Origin of the sequence: Kitasatospora sp. NPDC087315 (assembly GCF_044744345.1) — a bacterium.
Taxonomy (GTDB): domain Bacteria; phylum Actinomycetota; class Actinomycetes; order Streptomycetales; family Streptomycetaceae; genus Kitasatospora.
In genome coordinates this window covers 187,489-207,303 of sequence record NZ_JBIUYD010000010.1, presented here as the reverse complement: position 1 = coordinate 207,303, position 19,815 = coordinate 187,489, and the positions used below count along the sequence as shown (strand labels likewise).

Here is a 19,815-nt window from a genome sequence, read left to right as displayed (position 1 = left end):
CCACCCCCAAAAGCTAGTCGAGGCCCAGCCGAAAATTCCTACAGGAGAGTTCAACATGAGTCTGATTGGCACGCAGCGCGTCGAGGTGACGTGGGTGTTCTACCTGGCGATCAAGAATGGGCTGTCGTACGACGGGATGCTGCGTGAGGTCGACGAGGTCGTTCTCGCCGATCACGCCTCGGAGCCGATTACCTCGCTGAACAACCAGCAGGACATCGAGCGGGTCCTGTACCAGGGGGATCGCGGGGCGTCCCATCGTGGAGAAGGTCGTCCCGCTGTGCGACTGCACCATGTCCGCCGAAGTCTGCCGGTACGCCGCGGAGTTCGACGGGCTTCGGTTCCGGCTGGCCAGCGGAGAGCGGATCGGGCACTCGCGGGTGTACGAGAACATCCCGGACCCTGCCGAGGGATACCCCGGCCGCAAGCTCATCGGCGAGCTCAGGACCGAGTTCGCGGGTGAGCTCCTGGACCTGGTACGCGAGATGAAGGGGCACCGGTGAACGACGTACAGAAGCACCTGGCGAAGATGCTGCGGATCGTCGGCATCGAGAAGATAACCACACGGAACACCGAGATGGTGTGGGTCCGCATCCGGATGTGGGAGCTCGCCGTCCAGTGCTCCCGCTGGGACACTGACGCCGACGCCGAGCTACTCACAACGGTCAAGGAGGTCCGCGAGAACGTCGGCGTGACCGCAGCCGACGGCACGAAGAAGCTGACGGACGCACAGTTCGACAGGCAGCTCGCCCACAACGTTCGGGTCGAGGCCGAGAAGTCGTAGGCGTCTCTCGCCGCGCTTCTGCTGAAAGGGCCACGATGAACGAGTTGGACGACGAGACCGCCGGATCGCGGCCGTGGAGAACTTCGGACCGAAGGTGCTGCCGAAGATCGAGAGCGGGCCGAGGACGGACGTGATCGTCTACATCGACGGCGACGGCAACCCGCAGACCCAGTACTTCCTCGACGGCAAGGAGCTCGACTTCCCGTCCGTCCAGGGCATCCATGAGCTCGTCATCGACCCGGGCCGCTCCGGACACGACCACGCGTGGGCCTGCTCGATGTACGACTCCGCGTCCAACTCGGGAATTCCCGCCGAGGTCCGCGCCAAGTTCGCCGACGCCATTGAGACCAGTGGCCACGACTGCCACAAGGAGCAGTGCACCTCCTGCGAGAACTGCGTCACGGAGACCTGCCCGCTGATCACCGACACCGCGCGGGAGCGCGTGGACGCCCGCGCCGCAGAGGAGACCGAGGGCGCGAAGGAGACCGAAGAGTGAGCGTGCCCGAGATCCACCCGCGCGCCGTATCACTCGCCACGGAGCTCCTGGTGCTCGCCCCCTGGCAGCTGGCCCGAGGCGAGGTCCAGTGAGCCTCGCCGCCGACGGGCCGCACCCGCACCCGCTCACCCCGGCCGAACTCTCCACTGATGGCCACGGTGGCAGGGCTGCCCGGACTGCACCACCGACTCTTCCTCAGTCGGCGCAGCCGCCCTTGCCGCACACCGCCGCACCGTCCACAACCCCTGCCGCGACTACGGCGATCACCAGCACCCCCATCACCATCCGGCTCGACTTCTGACGAGGAGGCCCTCATGGCCGTCCAGACCACCCGGACCGACACCTTCACCGCGCTCGACAGTTGCTTCACCGCGGAGCTCGCGGTCCTCATCGGCAGCGAACCGCCGCGTGGGCTCACCCCGAACCGGTTCATCTACCTGGTCGAAGAAGTCCGCGACGTCCTCGCCGACTCCAGTCTCGGCAAACTCCGGGCCGCCAGCGACCACTTGGACTCCGCCGCCACCCACCTCACCGACGCTCTGACCGAACCCGGCGCCGATCAGGCCGCGCTCCTGGCCCAAGCGCGTATCCACCTGCGCGGCGCGATCGCGTCGGCCAGTTGAGCCCCCGCCTGAGTTGAGCGCACTCTGTGCCGCCCCGGACCTCGCACCCGCCGGGGCCGGAGCGGTCGCAGTGGCCCCTCAACCCAGAGAGGAGACGGACGTGCCGCTGCTCTACTTCGAGGTGAATGTCCCGATGCGAAGCGCCGTGCAGACCGGCGTGCGCGGTCTGCACGTCTTCACCGGCCGGGCCGACAGCCGCAGTGCCGCCCTACGGATCGCGCACGAGGTCTACGACGCGACACGCGCCGCGACGGAGGTCGGACGGAAGGTCCCCCACGGCCGGCCGGACGGCTGGGGCGCCCGTGGATTCCGGCCTGGCTGGGCGCTCGACTGGCCCGCCGCAACCGCGGGCCGCTGGGCGAACCTCTACCGCTCAACCAAGCCCAGCACCTGCGAGTTGTAGCTCTGCCCCGGGACAGCCGCTCTGCTTGACCGGCTTCGACGGCTGCCCCGGGCCACCCATCCCGTACGAGACGAGAGGGATACCTCAGTATGCACTTCGTCCTGCGCACCAGGGGCCGGTTCGGCCCGCGCACCCTCCTGATAGCCACCGCAGCCGTGCCGCTGACCGGCTGGGTGGTGCACGCCGTCGCGCTCCACATGAAGCTCGCCGCAGCGAAGAAAGACCCGCTGACCCGCCTTCTGCGCCGCGACGCCTATACCGCCCGCGCCCGCCGGCTCCTGGTCCGCCACGGCGACGACACAACCGCAGTCATGGTCGACGCGGACAGGTTCAAGCGGATCAACGACGGCCTCGGACACGCGGCGGGCGACACCGTCCTCGCAGCATTCGGCGCCCGGCTCACCGCCTGGGCGGGCCCACGTGCCGCCGTCGGCCGTCTCGGAGGTGATGAGTTCGCCGTGGTCCTGGAGCTGACCGCGGCTAACCTCGAGCAGCGCCTGGAGCAGCTGGTGCGGATGCTGCACACCCCGGTCACGCTGGACGACGGAAGCACCGTCGACGTGGCCGCGTCGGTCGGCGCCGCGACCCCGGCCTCGGTCGGTTCCCGCGACCTGACCGTGCTGCAGAGGGCCGCGGACGCCGCTCTCTACGACGGCAAGCAGTCGGGTCGCGCGGTCCTCGCGACGGCGCAGCACCGCACGGTGCCGTCCATCAACGGCCGCCGGGCCGGACGTCCGGGCACCAGCGTGTGGGGTGATCGGTGCCCCGTGATCACCGCCGCCAACACCGGGGAGGAATCCAAGTGAACGACACCCGGATCCCCGTTGCCGAGGTCCGTGCTGCGCAGAACAAGTGCCTGGAACCGCTGGGTCTCGACCCGGTGTCCGAGACCGAGTACGAGAACATGCACCACCACTCCGGCGACGACTTCATGACCGAGTACCGCTACAACCGCCGGGGCACGGCCGACAGGGTCGTGGGCACCGTCACCGAGTGGGTAAGCGTCGGCGAGTCCGTGGAGGCGACAAAGCGCGAGGTCCGCATCGGCGGCGCGCACCCGCGCACCTACATCGTCATTGAAATGCCGAAGGGCACCTACGACGGCGCGGACTACCGCATCACGCTGGACGGCGAACACATCGCCCACGCCGCAACGCTCCTGCGAGCGCTCTACCTGATCCAGCGGCACTTCGTCTACAGAACTGTCGAGCACCACGAGATCATGAACCGGCCGATGTTCACAGAACACATGGGCGACGGTCTCGACATCCTGGTGACCGAGGGACCGAGCTTCAGCATCAACCGGTACCCCGACGGCGGGTCGTTCATGTTCACGTACATCAACGACTACGACCCGTGCCGCGGCGAGTACTCCTACCTCGTCAACGACAACGAGGCCATGGCCACCGCGAACTGGGCCTTCATCGACGACAACGAGGAAGACCCGGCCGAGTGGCGGATCAAGTCCATCGACTACCACCCCGGCGAGCCGGCCGTCACCTACTGCTTCAACGACGCACGCGTGCCCGTCGACAAGGACGACACCTGAACGTCCGGTCAGCTTCCGCCCGCCCCTTCGGCGGCGTGACGGGTGGCCGCCCCGCCAGCACGTACCGATGAGAGGACATCCGTGACCAGCAAGACCCAGGCCCCCGCGCTCGACGGCGTGAACTGGCGCAGGCGCGCCTCCGAGCTGCCCAGCCGCTTCAAGTACAACGTCGGGATACTCAAGCCCGAGGAGACCACCAGCGGGCTCGGCTACATGGTCGACTGCAACCAGAGCGAGACGAAGTGGGCCGCGTACTGCTACACCGCCGACAACTCCCAGTGGTGGGCTGCGCGCGGCAACGGCAACCCGCGGGACGTCCTCGCCCGCCTGGAAGTCGCCGACGGCAAGGACTATGCCGCCGTACAGCAGATCGACGACGGCACCGCCGCCTTCGAGCAGCTCGCCGCGATCGACTGGGACAACGTTCCGGTCGCGGCCGGCGACCACCATGTCTCCTTCCTGCTCGCTAGCAGGGTCCGCGACTACAAGGACTACTACCAGCCCGAGCACACGCACCTGCGCTCGACTGTCGAGGGCTGGCTCAGTCGCTACTCCGCCGTCCACGCCCACCGATCCGAGAACTGACCGCGGCCCGACGGCTCTGGACCACGCCCACCTCGGTGCCGGTGACCTCGCCCCGATCGACGTGATCGCCACGCCCGACGGCTGGAGGCTCGTGACCGAAGTCTGGGGAAGGACGACGAGCGCGAGTTCTGCGACAACTGCCCCAAGGTCCGGGCGGTGTAAGACAAGTTCCTCCATGGTTTCCAACTGCACATCCTGCTGAACCTCCTGCACACCGACGAGACCGGACAGTAGGAGGAATGCCTCCAACCGCTCGGCTTCCTAGACCTCCTCCCCACCCAGATCCCGATCGGTACCACCAAGGACTGACCGTGGCCTGCTTCATCTACCTGTAAGCCACCCCCAAGCCCGACGACCCGCACTGCGACGGCGAGCTGCAGTACCCCGGGGAGATACGCCCCCCCACAAAGAGATCGCCGAAGCGGTCATACAGCTCCTCGGCAACCAGGTCCAGGGTCGCACGATCAGCCTGATCGAACTCGGCAAGAACAACGACAGCGCCGAAATCGAGACCAACCACGCCCTCACCGTGAAGGAGAACTGACAGTGCAGGAACCGACGTTCAACCCGCCCTATGGGGGAGCCAACCAGCACGTCACCGACCCCGCCAAGCACCACGGCTACCTCCACCTGGTCGCCTGGTCCGTCCACCTCGGCTCCTACAGCGAGTACATCGAGGGTCGGTGCGCCGAGGCGAAGGCCGCAGGCGCGCCTGCGGACGTCATCTACGAGCGCTCCGGCCCCGGCGGCGTCCGCACGGGTGAGTGGGTGAGGTTCAGCTCGATCGAAACCGACACCCGCGACCGCGCCCACTCCTTCGTCAGCATGCAGGAGTACGTGGACGAGCTGGTCCACTTCCAGCACGCCCGCAGGAAGTACCACGCGCGGCGCAAGACCCTGCCGCCGTTCAAGTTGTTCACGGTCACCCTGACGGTGCCGCTCACGACTACGGTCACCGCGCTGAACGAGGAGGACGCCCGGCGGTCGGCGCTGGCCGGCTGGGCTCAGAGCCCGGACGGCACCGCAACGGCCCGCCTGAGCGGACCGCCGGGAGCATGGGTTGCGAACTTCAACGGCATCCCGACCGTCGAGGAGGCCCGACGATGAGCCCGATCGAGCCTGATCGGCGAAGCCGATTCGGGACTCGGAATGACGAAGCATTCGATCAGCGCAGCTGATTCGGATGAAGCATTGAAAGAGAACTTCATCTGATCAGCGAAGCTGATCCGGATGGTGGCATGACAGATAACTGAATATCTCAGCGACCCAACCCCACCCCACTGCGCGCGGACGGCGACATCGATCCGGGCGCTCTGCTGTTTCGAGGAGAAGACTCATGGCGAACCCCCGCAACAACGGACAGCTCATCGGCCGACTCGCGAACGACCCCAAGGTCTTCGAGAACAGGGACGGTTCCAAGAAGGTCCTGTTCACGGTCTTCACCGACCGCGCCTACACCAACGCCCAGAACCAGCGCGACTCGGACGCCGTGCCCGTCGAGGCCTTCGTCCGCGCACAGACCCAGGGCGCGGGCCCCTACGCCAACATCCACAAGGGCGACCTCGTCGCCGTCAGCTACACGCTCCGCATGGACCGGTACTCCAAGGGTGGCGAGCTGGTCTTCGACCTGAAGGTGATCTCCGAGGACATCACCTTCCTGGAGCCGCGCTCCGTGACCCAGGCCCGCCTGAACGAGCGCGTGCAGAACGCCGAGGCCCGGAACCAGGCCCTGCAGGCCCAGGCTCCCGCCCCGGTCGCGGCTGTCGCTCCGGCCGTCGCGTACGCCAGCGCCGTGGACGAACAGCTGCCCTTCCCGACCGCTTGACATCGCCTCAAAGACTGTTCCAGCACCTGGGACCTCATCGGGGGCTGCCCCACGTCCGTCGGAGTCCGTTCCCCCGCCACCGCCCACCCAACTCGCCGAGATAGGAGTACGCGTTGAGCGCTTCTACCCCAACCGTCCCTGCCCGACGCTCCCATCAGCGGACCGTAGACACCGAGATCACCGCCCTGGACGTGGGCAGCGTCGAAGGTGTCCGCGAGGCTATCGGCCTTTTCGCCCGCCGGATGCTGGAGGCCGCCGCGATCGGGCACGACCGCGACCAGCGCACCCACGCCGCGACCATCCAGGCCCTCAACGCGCTGCTGCTGGACATGCTCAACACCCGCTGTCCCGCCTGCCGGGGCACGGGAACGCTCGACCACGACTCGTGCCCCAACATGGCCGCCCACCGCTCGTAATCCCGCCCCTTCGGGGGCGCCCGCTGGCGCGGCCTGCGCTTCGACGTCCTCAACCGGATCTGACCCCACTGCCGGCCAGATCTCAACTGCTCCTGAGTGATCAGCACAGCTGATGCCGGCGATCGACGACAGACCACCGCGCCTTCTGCACGGAACAGTTCGAATCCGCAGTGCGCCGACTGATCCTCGGCGTGCGCCAGTAGGCACACCGTGCAGACCGACCGCGGAACAGGTTCGATTCCTGAGCGCTGCAGCTGATCCCCGCAGCGCGTCCCTGGAGATCTCCGCGGATCCGGCTTCCCCAGCACCCCGGTGCGCGCTCTGTCTTCGGGCAGTTGCGGCGCCGGGGTGCTGTGTTCTTTTTCTTCGTGGCTCGCCTTACTCGCCCCGTGAAGGCGGCGAGCACAAGGGATCAGCGGAGCTGATCCGGATCTGGCGCTGAAGAACATCCTTGTCGCGTCAGGAGCCGAGCCATGAACTGCCCGAACTGCACCATCGACATGGAGTCGAACGCCCACGGTGTCCGCGCCAGCAAGAGGACCAAGAAGGTCACGCACACGTGCTCCGAGTGCGGCTACAGCGAGACACGCTGAGCGGCTCCTCCTTCCCTCCGGCTGCGATCTCGAAGAAGACCACGCTCTTCGGCCGGCCGTCGCTACCGCGCCTCTCCTCGCCGCGTGGCCTGCCCCCGGGTAGGCGGGCCCGTTCGATCCGTTCCGGGCCCTCAGAGCCGTCCACCAACTCACCGGAGCACACCATGGACCCCACCGCTACCGCACACGATCTCGCGACCGCTCTCTCTCAGCACGGAATCCCCGCCGAGAGGACCGACCACTCCGGTGACCGCGCCGTCGCGGTCGAGCTCACCATCCGTACCGGCCCCGCAGGATCCCGTGACTACCACGTCCTCTACCTCGAACCGATGACCAGGGCGACACCGTGCTGTGGCAGCTCACCACTGCCCACGGCGAGATCAGCGTCAACGGCACCGGCGCCTGGCACATCCCCGACGCCCCGCTGCTGACGACCGAGTACCGCCACCAGCACACCGTCACCGCCCTGTCCGGCTGGATGAAGGAGCGCGGCGCCCGTCCCGGCGCCCCCGCGCTCCCCCCGACCGAGGTCCTCCTCAGCCTCGAACTGCAAGGGGGGGAACTGGGACTTCTGCGTCTCACCGCCGCCTACGCCGAGGCACTGATCAGCGGTCAGGCGGCGGCCGACACCACGCCCGCCGACCTCGCCGCCCTCCACCCCGAACTCACCGCCCGGTACGACAACCCGTACCTGGAGGGATGACACCTCGCAGGGGACGCCATACGCGCGCTCGCGGACGGCCGCGTCACCGAGGACACGTCCGCCGCCAGCGACCACATCGACGTCACCCCCGACCTGGTCAACAGGTAAGGTCCGCGTGCCCTCGCCCGACTTCGGCAAGGCTTCGACGGCGACGTCCTCGCTGCCGCCCGCCTCTTCCTCGCCGCCAACACCCCTATCTCAGACACCCCCTGACCCCGCCGACTCTCCGGGGCCGCGCGGAGCAGCACCGCGAGGCCCCGCCGGGCCCACGGCAACCGGCAGGGCGGCGCCCGCTCCAACGCCGGCCCTCGAAGCCGACGCGGTGCTGCTCCCATCCCGGCCGGGATGGTTCCGACGGACCGTCCGTCCCGGCTGCCGGCTCCCAGCCCCGGCCTGCTGCGCCCCGGAGCCGGGGCCCGGCCACTGCTCGGGGTCTGGCCGTCTGCAACGGAGTGCAGCGGTCTCACCTGAGCGTTTGAAGGCGGGTTGCTCGCCGGGAACGACGCGGCCTCCTCGACCGTGTATCCGTCACCGATCGTGTGACCGGATGGCGGATCAACGCCGATGGCAAAGCCGAGGACGCCCGGTGATCAAGCGATGAGGCCACGCGATCCAGATTCAGTTCGAGGTCGGTTCCCGCCGTGTGACGGCGCCGCAGACCAGCGGCCTCGTTCCCGCGACCCGGAGGTACCACATGATCAAGCGCCACCAGGTCTACCGCGACTGCGACCCCCGTAGCAGCGTCACCACCCGCATCCTCCGCTACACCACCGGCGACGTGCGGGCCCAGGTCGTCGACGCCATCACCGGCAAGCGCCAGCGTCAGATTCTCGCCAGCCGCCTCCACGCCAGTGCTGTCACCGCAACCGGGCAACCCCGCCGCAGCGGCTACGTGCTCGTCCAGGACGCCGGGGAGCCGTAGCCGTGACCGTCTACGCCCGCCCTGCACCGCTCTCACCCTCGCCGAGATCGACCGGCTCGGCGCCGTCCTCGATGGAGCCCGTAGCGCCGCGCTCACCGAGGCCGCCGAGCTGATCGAAGCGTTCCCCGCCGACTACGAACTCGTCGAGGCCAACAGCCTGATCGACTAGATCATCCGCACACGGCGGAACCTTCGTCTCGGCTGAACACCACCGCCCGGCCGCGCACGACTCGTCCGGCTGTGCCACCACACCACCGCCCGACCCGCACCGCGCGCTGCGCCTCACCCCCGGCCAGGACACGGAACCGGCCACGCCGCTGCTGATGCCCCGGCCGGCCCCCCTCCAGGCCTGGTGCCGGCTGCGTCGCCGTTGCGTTTCCGGCGGTCCTGGCCGGCATCCCAGGGCCGCTAGGCGGTGTGTGCTCTCCCCTCGTGGTGCGGCCGGGTGGGGGCCGGGGTACCTTCCCGCTCCCTGTCCCTCGCCCCCTTCCCTCGGGGGCGGCCACCTCCGGCGGCGCTTCCGGCGGGCGCGCACCGTCGTGTCCGCCGTCGCTCCCGTTCAGGCAACCAGGAGGGGGAGGCCCGGTGCCGGGCGGGTGCGCCGCGTCCGGCCGCCCGTTCAGAGCCACCCCTCACCCGGCCTGAACGGGCCTGTCACCCACTGGGGTTGGGGTGTTGACCGGCTCCGTCTCGTGGCTACTTTCCCAGACAGAGCACCCGGCAGCCCGGCGCCCGGCCGTGCCGCACCCGCCCGGTCCGGGTACGGGCCAGCACCGACGGCCGGGACCCCTTTTCACCCCGAGCGGAGTCCCGACCGTTCCGCGCACACCACGTACCTGCCTCTCCGTCCCCGTGTCGGGGCCTCCGTCCCGTGCACCCCGTGCCTTGGCCCAGCCGCCCGCGCCACCGACCAGTGAAGGAACACACCAGCCGATGACCGCCCGCCGCCACCTGTCCGATCTCGCGTACGAGCCCGAGTTGGGCGCCCTCGTCTACGAGACCGTCGCCGCCTGCACCGATTTCTTGAACCAGTGGAGCGAGTACGGTTTTTGCGACCCTCGTACCCTGGCGCTTTACGCCTACCGCGCCGCGGCCGAGGAAGCGTTCGAGGACACCCTCGCCCTTCTGGCCCCCCGCCCCCCGAGCAGACGGCCGAGTCCCTGGGGCGCGGTTCCCACATCCGCCACGCCGTTCAGATCCGGGGCTGGACCCTCGCCCTCACCGCCGCCCCCGGCCACCTGTACGCCACCCTCACCCGCCCCCACCTCCCGGGCCCCGGCCGGTGGCGCGGCCCCGAGCCCGCCCTCGAACTCACCGTCAACGCGCGCCTCACCGCCCCCCACACCCCCACCCCGGACCCGATCCACGCCCACGACCCGCTGCGCCAGCGGGCACTGCGCCTGTGGCAGCGCTGGGCCCACCGCCACCCCGCGGCCCGCTACCAGCCCGGCGGCCTCACCCGGCCCGGCGTTCTCACCGCCGGGCCGTGGCTGATCGCCGTCCACCGCCTGAGCGTGATCGTGGAGCGCCTGCCGGAGTTCGACTGCCCCTGGCACGAGCCCTTCGACGACGGGCCCCACTGCTACCCCGAAGGGTGCACCTGCCCCGGATCCGGCCCCGGCCCCGGCTGGAGGCCTCCTTGACCCGGCCCGAGCGCCACCCCGAGGAAGCTCCGTTCTGACCGGCCCCACGCCCCGCAACCCCGGGGGCGGCACTGTTCCCCAGACCGGTGTCAGACCCGGTCGGGTACCACGCGGACCGGGCGAGTGGCCCGGTGCCGCAGGGTCCGGTATCCGGGCCGGCCAGACATCGCGGCGGCCTTGTGCCCCAGCGCCCCGACGACACACGCCACCTGACAAACGGGAACCAATTCTCGATCCCAACGGCCGCTTCCCGCCGACGGAACGCTGAAAGGCCATTCCCCATGACCCACTCCACACGCCTCCACCCGGAGGGCCGGTACCAGTGCACCGCATGCCGCGCGGCCTGGCCCACTGAAGCTGCCGCCCGCCACTCGACATTCGCTTGCCCTGGCGTGCCGCTCGCCCACGGAATGACCCCCGAACACCGGGTCTTCCCGAAGTCGGGAGACCGGTCCTGCCGCAGCTGGGGCTGCGAAGAACCCGATCCCAGTCACCACCACGGTCCCGACCCGTTCTGCGACGACACGAACTGCCGCTACTGCTGCCACACCTGTGACTGCGCGGTGTGCGCTGGCACCCTGCACGCCCCGCGGCTCACCGTCCTCGAAGACATCCCCGAGCACGAACTCGCCCTGACCCCCAGACGAAGGAGCGCACGCATGAAGGCCGAATTTCAGGAGATGATCGACGGCCTCTCGGCCGGAGACCACGTCACCGCCGTAGGCTCCGATACCCGTGGCCACGAGGTCACCCGCACCGGCTACCTGCTTGCCGAACCGAAGCTCGTCAACGCCCGGCGCAGCGAATCCCCGGCCAAGGGGCTCCGGTTGTGCATCGGCGCGACGGGCACCGACCCCGCCGAACGCTCCACCTGGACCACCCTCTTCCCCGACGCGGGCTCCGTGGAGCGCACCCCGGAACCGGAACCCGGGAAGTGGTCGATGACCGAGCTCCGCTACGTCCCCGGGGTGAAGGCCAACAGCCACAACACCCGCATCCTGTACGGCGGCAAGGGCGGTGCCCGCTCCACCGGGCCGACTCAGTCCGCGCCCGTCAACGTCGTGTACACGGACGAGGGCCTCTACATCCTGTGGGACCCGGCCACGGACAAGACCTACGCCATGATCAAGCTCACCACCAAGATCTGGTGGGCGCACCTGCCCCAGGACGCCGTCCCGGACGCGCCGTCGTCCTCCGGTGAGCCCGAGGACGCGGAGCCCACCAGCCCGGCAACTGGTTCTTGAACCCGCATCCGCTCGCCTGAAGCCCCCGCTGTCCTGCATAAGGCCCTCCGCTGAGCGGCAAGTGCTAGCGGGGGCTTCTCGCTCTCCCTCCCTTCTTCTGGTCTCCGTCCACCTGCGCCGGTCGCGCGGTGGAGATGCACGGGGATCAGCGGAGCTGATCCGGATCTGGCGAGGAAGAACATCCTCGTTCGTCACGTCTGGAGACCGCCATGCACAACATCACCTGCCCCAACGACGATGCACCCATGGAGTCCGACGCCTACGGTGTGCACGCCCGCAAGGGCGTCACGCACACGTGTCCCGAGTGCGGCTACAGCGAGACGCGCTGACCATATCTATGACCATCTGAATCCCCATCAGCCGGAGGAATTGTCGTGGGCGTGAAGCAGAGCGATTGGGTGGCCGCCGCTGCGGACCAGGTGATCGCCGAAGGTAAACGTCGGGGTGGCGCTCCGCTGGTGTGCGCATCCGGGATCAGCCCGTCCGGGCCAGTGCATCTGGGGAACCTGCGCGAGATCATGGTGCCGCACTTCGTAGCGGACGAGATTCGCCGCCGTGGTGTGGAGTGCCGACACCTGCTGTCATGGGACGACTACGACCGGCTCCGCAAGGTGCCAGCTGGCGTCCCGGCTGGCTTCGCCGAGCACATCGGCCGACCGCTGATGGCAGTGCCCGACCCCTGCGGCGAGCACGACAGTTGGGCGGAGCACTTCAAGGCACCCTTGCGCGCGGCACTTGCCCAGCTGGGTGTCGAGGCCGATGAGGTCAGCCAGACGCAGATGTACAGCTCCGGGACCTACCGTGAGCAGATCGTGCACGCGATGCGGCACCGGCAGCAGATCGACGGGGTCCTCTGCCGGTACCGGACGAAGAAGACCGAAGCCGACGTGGAGGTGGAGCAGGACGACGAGGACCTGGTCGCCGCCGGCGCCGGGGGGTACTACCCGTACCGGCCGTATTGCGAGGTCTGCGGCCGGGACTCCACAGTCGTCGTCAGCTTCGAGGACGTTAGTACGGACATGCGGTACCGATGCGAGTGCGGACACGAGGGCGGCTTCGCACTGTCCGAGGCGGACGGCGGGAAGCTGGTGTGGAAGGTGGACTGGCCGATGCGCTGGGTCTTCGAAGGGGTGACCTTCGAGGCCGGCGGGGTCGACCACTCCTCTCCTGGCTCGTCCTTCACCGTCGGGTCGCAGCTGGCGCGCGAGGTCTTCGACGGGCTGCCGCCGTCGTACCTTGGGTACAGCTTCGTCGGCATCAGCGGCATGGCCAAGATGAGCAGCTCGAAGGGCGGCGTTCCCACCCCGATCGACATCCTGGAGGTGCTGGAGCCCTCGGTGCTTCGCTGGCTCTACAACCGGCGCCAGCCCCGACAGTCGTTTCAGATCGATTTGGACGCAGAGATCCTGCGGGTCTACGACGAGTGGGACGCGCTTGGCCGTAAGGTGTCCTCGGGCACGGCGACGGACCTTGAGGTGGCGGTGCGGGCCCGCTCGGTGGGCCCGGCGTCCGGGCCGCTGTCGACCACGCCTCGCCCGCTGCCGTTCCGCACGCTGGCCTCGGTTGCGGACGTGGCGGCCGGCGACCCGGAGCAGACCCTTCGTATCCTGCGGGACGTCACCATTGAGGAGCCGCTGGCGGACCTGGACGAGGCCCGGCCCCGGCTGGACCGCGCACAGGCGTGGGTGAGCACCTACGTCCCGGCCGAGGAGCGGACCCAGGTACGTACCGAGCCGGACCGGGAGCGGCTGGAGCAGTTGCCTGCGGCGAAGCGGGAGGCGCTGAAGTTGCTGTTGGACGGCTTGGACAGGCATTGGTCGTTCGACGGTCTGACGTCGCTGGTGTACGGGGTGCCGAAGGTCCAGGCGGGGCTTCCGCTGGACGCTCCTGCGTCGCCGGAGCTGAAGGTGGCCCAGCGGGAGCTATTCGTGCTGCTGTACGAGCTGCTGGTCGGCCGGGACACCGGCCCCCGGTTGCCTACCCTGCTGCTGGCGCTCGGGGCGGACCGGATCCGAACGCTGCTGACCGTCGCCTAGCACGGGCGGCTGGGGGCGGTGCCCGGTGATCCGCGTCCCGGACGACGTGCGGATGCCGACCGATCCGGCCTCGCTGTGGTGGGCCCGCCGCCTGGCAACCTCCCTGGGCAGCACGGAGCATGGCCGGCCGACCGGCCGACGCCGACCAGGACGACGAGGAGAACAACCTCTCCCACCTCGACACCCGACTCGACACCGACTGCACCCCGCGGAGCTGACCCGTGATCACCCGCATCCCGCGCAACGCGAAGAAGGTGTTCTACGCCACCGAGAGCATCACCAGAACCAAGCCCGACGGGACGGTCATCCGGCGGCGTCACCGTCTGGACGGAGCGCGGTGGCAACCAGACCAACGCCTACGCCACCCGGGCCGCTGACGGCACCTGGACGGCCCTCGACCGGCTGACCGGTACGTGGGAGCCGCTCCCCGAGACCACGCAGGAACAGCCGTGAGCACCAGCCGTCCGGTGCAGCCCGCGTGCGCCGACTGCGGGACGACGGATCTCACCTTCGTCCACGCGGCCGGCGCCGGGTGGCGCCGGGTGCTGGGACGCCTCCTGCGCCGCGGCTACGCGGACGCCTTTCCGGCCTGGATGCGCCGCCAGTTCTGACCAACTCCCCATGAGAGGACCGGAAATGACGCCATCGACCACACCGGAACGGTCGGTCTGGAAGTGTGCCGAGGCGGAGGAAGCCGCCGAGAACGGCGAGCTGGCTGCCGCCGCGGAACGGCTGACCGGGGAGCTGGGATGACCAACGCGACCGACCCGGCCGAGTCGGTGGCCGACGCCGCACCCGACTGCCCGGAGTGCTCGGGCTCGACTCTCCCGTTCTCGGTCGACGGTGAGGACATCTGGCGCTGCCCCGCGTGCGGACGCCGGACGTACGGCACCGGCAACGAGGACGACGACGGCGCGCTGCCGACGTACACCGAGACTTGCTCCGACGACACCATGATCATCTACCACGGGCGCGGCGAGGTCGACCTGGAGGCGAGCGCCGAGCTGGCTTCGCAGGACGGGCCGGACGACGAGGACGAGTACGACCACGAAGACACGCACGCCGGGTGCATCGAACCGCACCGCTCGGCCGACGGCTATGTCGACTGCGACGGGATGGCGCTGTGAACGAGTCCCCGGCCATGCTGGTCCGCACCCCTGGCAGGGTGTGGCCGAGCGCGACCCAGAAGCCGCGCTCGGCCGGTGCGGGCGGCACCAGCACCTCGGAACGGCTTCACCCGGTGCCGACCGGCGCGTTCGGCAGCGGGATCCACCCGCCGACCCGGTCCGGCACATGCCCCCACCGCTCCCCGGCGAGCCGCCCGGACAACGCCCCCGCCTCGTCTCGGTGGACGAGAGCGGTAGCGTGCCAGCCTGGCGCACCGGTGGTGATGGTGGTGCGCAGCCGCCCGCCCGGAGCGAGGCGGTGCAGCCAGGCGGCGGGGATGCGCCGGACTGCGAACGAGGCGGCGATCGCATCCCACGGGCCGTCGGGCAGTCCTCGCAGCCCGTCGCGGACCACCAGATGCACGTCCGCGCCGATCGCTGCCAGGCGCGGCGCGGCATCGCGCGCCAGCTCCCGGTCGATCTCCACCCCGTTCGCCTGCCGACCCGTCAGCTCGGCGGCGACCGCGCACAGGTAGCCGGTGCACGCCCCGAGCTCCACGAACCGGTCGCCCGGCCCGAGACGGACATCTTGGAGGGCGACGGCCAGCAAGCCGGCGCCCGAGCTCTGCCCGGTCGGGACACCAACGTACTCGCCCCCGGCCAGGAGCGGGCCCGGCGGCCGGCAGCCGAGCTGCAGCTCGGGCTCGTCCGTGAAGGGAAGGCGGTGTGCAGGACGGCGAGGTTGTCCCAGACGACCAGGTCGCCCTGCTCCCAGCGGTGGGTGTAGAGGCAGTCGGGGCCGGTGGTGTGGGTGAGGAGGTTGGCCAGCAGCATCCGGCCTTCGGTCTCGGGCAGGCCCTCGATCGGGGGATGACCATGGAGCCGAGCAGGAGCGCTCGGGCGCCGGTGGCCGGGTGGACGGGGGCGAGCGGGTGGATGACCTCGGGCAGTTGTGCGAGGGTGCTGGCCTGGGTGGAGGAGCGGCCGTCGGCGGCTTCGGCCTGCTGGGCGCCGAGGTGCTGGACGGAGTGGACGGCGCTCAGGTCGTCAACCCGTGCCCGGAGGTCGGCCGGCAGGGCAGCGTAGGCGCGGGTGGCGTCGGCGAAGCGCGTCTCACCACCCTCGCCGGGGGTGATGACCGAGTACGGCAGGGTGGTCGCAGTCGCAGTCACGGGTACAGGTTCCTCGGGGAGTGAAACCGGAGCTTCGGAGACCAGGGTCACCACGGGGTGCCTAATGTCCGAAGCCCCGGTGGCTAGGGGTGAACGGGGGACAGGGGCGACGCCCCGGCACGTCGAATCACCAGCCCGCCCTGCCGCCATCGGTCGGGCCAGAGGCGCGGGGGCTCATATCGAGGGTCATTCAGTTCCGCCTTCCACCACGCGGCAGGAAGCCTCAAATCCTGGCATATTCGGGCAAATTGCTTGTAGGCGGGTCGTCTCTTCTTGGAGATGACCCCCGATATGAGCCGGTGGGCAGCTGGACTTCCCGTTCGGACAAATGTGACGGTGAGGGCGGGGCTGACGAGAGCCGTGCTCCGCCCCACTTCTCTCCAGATTCCCCGGGCCCACTGCCTCGTCGCTGTGCCGCACCACGGCGATCCGAGCCGGCGCCCTGTCCTTCGCGATGAGAGCGAGCCCCGTCGTGACCGCTTCACACTTGCCCCGGCGACGCCTGGTCGCAGGATGGGCCTCCGTGGACGACGACTGCGCGGTCGATGCCCTCCTGCGCGCCCGCGAAGAGGGAGCGACTGTCTTCGACACCTCGGACGTCTACGGTCTCGGGCACTCCCAGAGGCTGTTGGGCCGCATGCTTGCCCAGGTGCCCCGCGCAAGCGTCCGCATCACCAGCATGGTCGGGGCCTTCAAGGGCACCAGCGACAACGCCTACCGCTCCCTGGCCCTGCACGGGCAGGTGGAGCAGAGCCTCGAGAACCTCGGCGTGGAATCGCTGGATGTCCTGACGCTGCACCACACCGACTTCGGCCCTCGCGATCAGTACCTCCCGGAAGCTCGGGAGACGCTGGAGGCCCTGCGTGACCTCGGCAGGGTCAAGGCGCTCGGAATGAGGGCGCCGAAACGGCTGAGGGCAGGCGCCGGGACCTCGGGCAACCGCCACCAGGTGGCCACGGCCCGGTTCGCGTTCCTCGTCCAGCAGTTCGACCCCAAGGTCATCACCGTCCCCTTCAGCCCCCTCAGCCAGCCACCGCCCGAACACGGGGCCGGCGGCCGCGAAGATGACGAGGACATCTTCAGCTTCGCCCGTCGCCACGGCGCCGCCACCATGATCACCCGGCCTCTGGGGCTGGGCCTACTCACCGGCAAGCACCGTCCTGGCACGGCTTTCGGCCCCGGGGACGTCCGCTCGCCCCTCACCGCGCCGGTCCTGGACGCCGTCCAGCGAGGCCTGCAGCCCCTGCGGGACCGGTTCGGATCCGCCCCGCACGACCTCGCCCGGGTCGCCCTCCTGTACTGCCTCCGGCGCTGCCCGGACTCGATCGTCCTGACCGGATTCACCAGTGCGCAGCAGGTGGCCCTGAACTACCAGGGCCTCAAGACCGAGCTGAGCGAACCGGACTACGAGTTCGTCGACTCCGCGTACGCGGCTATGCGGGCCGAGCTGGAGGAGGTCGGCCAGCAACCCCGCTGTCGCGAGGCGGCGCCCGTGCCGTGCACCCCCGGAGCCGGCCAGCCTACCCACGTCCCCGAGGAGCGATGACGCCCCGTGCACGCCGCAGACCCCATGAACCCAGACAGCACCTACTGGATGACTTACGCCATCGGCCTCGCGCAAGAGACTCCACCGCCGGGCCGGCGGGTCGGCGCCGCGCTCGTCTCCGAACACGGCCGGTTGATCTGCTCCGCCTTCGAAGGCGAAGTGCCCGGCACGTCCTGGTCCCGCATTCTGCGGCACAAGGTGCAAGAACTCGGAGTGTCCAACGCGCACAGCATCTATCTGACGATCAACACCCTGTCGGAGGCCGGCGCGTTCGAACTGGCCGAGCTCCTGAACGACGTGCGGATCGACAGGGTGTACATCGGTCTGCCGGACCCCGCGCTGACGAGCTACCTCAGCGGCGATCCCGTCACCGAGCGAGGCCACGTCCTGCGCTTCCCCGACGAACTCCAGCGCCAGATCCTGGACCAGAACCGAGCCCTCTATGCTGCGAGCGGGCAGAGCATCGAATGCAACCCCCACTACTCCACCCACCGGATCAGTGAAGCCGTCACCGCCACGCTGGTGTCCATGGGGTTCGCGCTGACCAAGGACGACGTCAACGCACACCGGGGACGGACGGCGCTCGCCTCTCTCATCTCCCAACGGTACGGAGCGGAGTACACGGAGGCGGATCGCGCCGTGGGCGATGCACTGGCCGCCGCGTTCGACGCGAAGTACGGCACCTACGACTACGCGTTCGACGCCCGCACCGCCAACGCGGGGTGGGCCGACGACTTCATGTCGGTGTACGGGAGGACCTCCACAAGGCCTCTGTCCGCCGTCAGCGTCCTCAACGTCGGCGTCGGCGCCGGCCACGAGGCCACGGCCCTGTTCTCCGACTGCCCTCAAATCACCTTCGCCGACATCGCGGAAAGCGGCCTCGCAAACATAAGCGGACGCATTTCCCGCGCGAGAACCGTCGTCTCCAGCGCTGAGGATCTGTCCGCCCTGGCGGACGACAGTTTCGATCTCTATGTGTCCTTGAGGACGTACAACTCGTCATTCTTCGACACGTCCGCAGCGGCCCGGGAAGCGCACAGGGTACTGAAGCCCGGTGCGGTAATTATCGTCTCCGTGGCCAACGGTTTTCTGTATACTCAGCGGGGCTGCGTCGTGCCGGGGCTGATCATTCCCGGAACTGAATTCGTCGACCTCTACCGGGGAATGGAAACGGCGAACCTGATCGGCGCGGACCTCGAGTGCGCCGGATTCAAAGACGTTCGAATGCTCCCCACAAGTACCGAGATCTACCTGTCGGCGGTCACCGTCTGACGCTCCCACCCGCCCGGCCGGCCACGGTCTCGACGTCCCGTCGGTTCCGCGGGAAGGACGGCGAAGGGCAGGGGCGGCCGGACGGCCCGGAGGGGCAGCGTGAAGGAAGGGCTTCTGCAATGAACGAGCCAACGACGGTCGCCGACCGCATCCTGCAGTTCAACGAGGGACTCGCGGGCACGACGCTCGAACCGCCCCCCGGGTTCAGGGTCGTCAACCCTTTCAGCGGCCCCCAGAAGGAGCGCGTCCGCGAGGTGACGACCGCGTTCTACCGCAGGTACTACGACGACGACAGGCCCCGCCGGCTGGTCCTAGGCAGCTCGCCCGCCCGGCGGGGCACGGCCGTGACCGGGGTCCCGTTCGAAGACGCGAAGCTCCTGGAAAGCGACACGGGAATCGACATCGCCGACGGCTACGCGGTGAGCCGGCCCTCCGCCGGGTTCCTGCACGACGTCATCGCGCGCTACGGGGGCCGGACACGGTTCTACGCCGACTTCGTCATGAGCTTCGTGTGCCCGCTCGGCCTAGTGAGAACGAACCCCCAGGGCAGGGAGGTCAACTGCAACTACTACGAGAACAAGAAGCTGGCGGAGTCCCTGCGAGCCTTCCTTGTGGACACCCTGGAGCGCCAGCTGACATTCGGGACCGACACCTCGGTGTGCTACTGCATCGGCAGCAGCGAGAACTTCAAATTCCTCTCGGCGCTAAACGACACCCAGGGGTACTTCAAGAAGATCGTGCCCTTGGAGCACCCGCGGTTCATCGCGCAATACAACGGCGGCAGAAAAGAAGAATTCGCCGAGAAGTACCTCAGCGCTCTGCGCGGATAAGGCGACTAGCAGCGGCGCCCAACGTAGTGCCACCCTCGGCCGGCTCCCCGGCCGAGGGCTCCCAACGCGA

The 19,815-nt window shown here is 69.2% G+C and carries 23 protein-coding genes and 1 pseudogene; 22 read left to right on the top strand and 2 right to left on the bottom strand.

Annotation, left to right across the window (positions count from 1 at the left end; translation table 11 throughout):
• The first annotated feature begins 257 nt into the window (after positions 1-257).
• From ACIO5D_RS16780 to ACIO5D_RS16690, 19 genes are all read left to right on the top strand, one after another.
• Positions 258-500 carry a hypothetical protein gene (locus ACIO5D_RS16780; RefSeq protein WP_400795913.1) on the top strand — a complete coding sequence of 81 codons (243 nt, stop codon included), beginning with the start codon at positions 258-260 and terminating at the stop codon, positions 498-500.
• Positions 497-781 carry a hypothetical protein gene (locus ACIO5D_RS16775; RefSeq protein WP_400795910.1) on the top strand — a complete coding sequence of 95 codons (285 nt, stop codon included), beginning with the start codon at positions 497-499 and terminating at the stop codon, positions 779-781. The genes ACIO5D_RS16780 and ACIO5D_RS16775 overlap by 4 nt, the downstream gene beginning before the upstream one ends.
• Before the next feature lie 73 nt (positions 782-854).
• Complete coding sequence (locus tag ACIO5D_RS16770; protein ID WP_400795908.1) at positions 855-1,277, top strand: hypothetical protein; 423 nt, start codon at positions 855-857, stop codon at positions 1,275-1,277.
• 314 nt (positions 1,278-1,591) lie between these two features.
• A complete protein-coding gene (locus ACIO5D_RS16765; protein ID WP_400761846.1) occupies positions 1,592-1,900 on the top strand; it encodes a hypothetical protein in 309 nt (102 codons plus the stop codon).
• A gap of 100 nt (positions 1,901-2,000) precedes the next feature.
• Positions 2,001-2,303 (top strand): hypothetical protein, encoded by a 303-nt coding sequence (locus ACIO5D_RS16760; RefSeq protein ID WP_400761845.1) that lies wholly within the window; start codon positions 2,001-2,003, stop codon positions 2,301-2,303.
• A gap of 89 nt (positions 2,304-2,392) precedes the next feature.
• Positions 2,393-3,109, top strand: coding sequence for a GGDEF domain-containing protein (locus ACIO5D_RS16755; protein ID WP_400795905.1), 717 nt, complete (start codon positions 2,393-2,395; stop codon positions 3,107-3,109).
• Positions 3,106-3,852 (top strand): hypothetical protein, encoded by a 747-nt coding sequence (locus tag ACIO5D_RS16750; protein WP_400795903.1) that lies wholly within the window; start codon positions 3,106-3,108, stop codon positions 3,850-3,852. Before ACIO5D_RS16755 ends, ACIO5D_RS16750 begins: the two co-directional genes overlap by 4 nt.
• A gap of 81 nt (positions 3,853-3,933) precedes the next feature.
• On the top strand, positions 3,934-4,437 hold the full coding sequence (locus tag ACIO5D_RS16745) for a hypothetical protein (protein ID WP_400795900.1): 504 nt from the start codon (positions 3,934-3,936) through the stop codon (positions 4,435-4,437).
• A gap of 546 nt (positions 4,438-4,983) precedes the next feature.
• Positions 4,984-5,544: a hypothetical protein gene (locus ACIO5D_RS16740; RefSeq protein ID WP_400795897.1), complete on the top strand. Its 561-nt coding sequence runs from the start codon at positions 4,984-4,986 to the stop codon at positions 5,542-5,544.
• A 229-nt stretch (positions 5,545-5,773) separates the two neighbouring features.
• On the top strand, positions 5,774-6,262 hold the full coding sequence (locus tag ACIO5D_RS16735) for a single-stranded DNA-binding protein (RefSeq protein WP_400795894.1): 489 nt from the start codon (positions 5,774-5,776) through the stop codon (positions 6,260-6,262).
• Positions 6,263-6,375: 113 nt separating this feature from the next.
• A complete protein-coding gene (locus ACIO5D_RS16730; RefSeq protein ID WP_400795892.1) occupies positions 6,376-6,678 on the top strand; it encodes a hypothetical protein in 303 nt (100 codons plus the stop codon).
• Between the two features lie 939 nt (positions 6,679-7,617).
• The gene (locus ACIO5D_RS16725; protein WP_400795890.1) at positions 7,618-7,974 is read left to right on the top strand and encodes a hypothetical protein; all 357 of its coding nucleotides are present in this window, start codon (positions 7,618-7,620) and stop codon (positions 7,972-7,974) included.
• A gap of 694 nt (positions 7,975-8,668) precedes the next feature.
• On the top strand, positions 8,669-8,896 hold the full coding sequence (locus tag ACIO5D_RS16720) for a hypothetical protein (protein ID WP_400795887.1): 228 nt from the start codon (positions 8,669-8,671) through the stop codon (positions 8,894-8,896).
• 1,049 nt (positions 8,897-9,945) lie between these two features.
• Positions 9,946-10,539: a hypothetical protein gene (locus tag ACIO5D_RS16715; protein ID WP_400795884.1), complete on the top strand. Its 594-nt coding sequence runs from the start codon at positions 9,946-9,948 to the stop codon at positions 10,537-10,539.
• A 659-nt stretch (positions 10,540-11,198) separates the two neighbouring features.
• Positions 11,199-11,783: a hypothetical protein gene (locus tag ACIO5D_RS16710; protein WP_400795881.1), complete on the top strand. Its 585-nt coding sequence runs from the start codon at positions 11,199-11,201 to the stop codon at positions 11,781-11,783.
• Positions 11,784-12,163: 380 nt separating this feature from the next.
• Positions 12,164-13,819: a lysine--tRNA ligase gene (gene lysS, locus ACIO5D_RS16705; protein WP_400795879.1), complete on the top strand. Its 1,656-nt coding sequence runs from the start codon at positions 12,164-12,166 to the stop codon at positions 13,817-13,819.
• Between the two features lie 221 nt (positions 13,820-14,040).
• A complete protein-coding gene (locus ACIO5D_RS16700) occupies positions 14,041-14,196 on the top strand; it encodes a hypothetical protein (RefSeq protein ID WP_400795876.1) in 156 nt (51 codons plus the stop codon).
• Positions 14,197-14,268: 72 nt separating this feature from the next.
• Positions 14,269-14,430, top strand: a complete 162-nt coding sequence (locus ACIO5D_RS16695; protein WP_400795874.1) for a hypothetical protein — start codon at positions 14,269-14,271, stop codon at positions 14,428-14,430.
• A 138-nt stretch (positions 14,431-14,568) separates the two neighbouring features.
• Positions 14,569-14,946: a hypothetical protein gene (locus ACIO5D_RS16690; RefSeq protein ID WP_400795872.1), complete on the top strand. Its 378-nt coding sequence runs from the start codon at positions 14,569-14,571 to the stop codon at positions 14,944-14,946.
• A 106-nt stretch (positions 14,947-15,052) separates the two neighbouring features.
• On the opposite strand, the gene ACIO5D_RS16685 is transcribed toward ACIO5D_RS16690, so the two are convergent.
• A complete protein-coding gene (locus tag ACIO5D_RS16685) occupies positions 15,053-15,535 on the bottom strand; it encodes a protein-L-isoaspartate O-methyltransferase (RefSeq protein ID WP_400795869.1) in 483 nt (160 codons plus the stop codon).
• A pseudogene (locus ACIO5D_RS16680) lies at positions 15,433-16,247 on the bottom strand (TauD/TfdA dioxygenase family protein). Before ACIO5D_RS16680 ends, ACIO5D_RS16685 begins: the two are co-directional and overlap by 103 nt.
• Positions 16,248-16,620: 373 nt before the next feature.
• Here ACIO5D_RS16680 and ACIO5D_RS16675 point away from each other — a divergent pair.
• From ACIO5D_RS16675 to ACIO5D_RS16665, 3 genes are all read left to right on the top strand, one after another.
• The gene (locus ACIO5D_RS16675; protein WP_400795867.1) at positions 16,621-17,643 is read left to right on the top strand and encodes an aldo/keto reductase; all 1,023 of its coding nucleotides are present in this window, start codon (positions 16,621-16,623) and stop codon (positions 17,641-17,643) included.
• Between the two features lie 6 nt (positions 17,644-17,649).
• Entirely contained in the window at positions 17,650-18,915 is a 1,266-nt protein-coding gene (locus tag ACIO5D_RS16670; protein WP_400795864.1) for a methyltransferase domain-containing protein, read from the top strand.
• A 119-nt stretch (positions 18,916-19,034) separates the two neighbouring features.
• Complete coding sequence (locus tag ACIO5D_RS16665) at positions 19,035-19,745, top strand: uracil-DNA glycosylase family protein (protein WP_400795861.1); 711 nt, start codon at positions 19,035-19,037, stop codon at positions 19,743-19,745.
• Positions 19,746-19,815 lie beyond the last annotated feature (70 nt).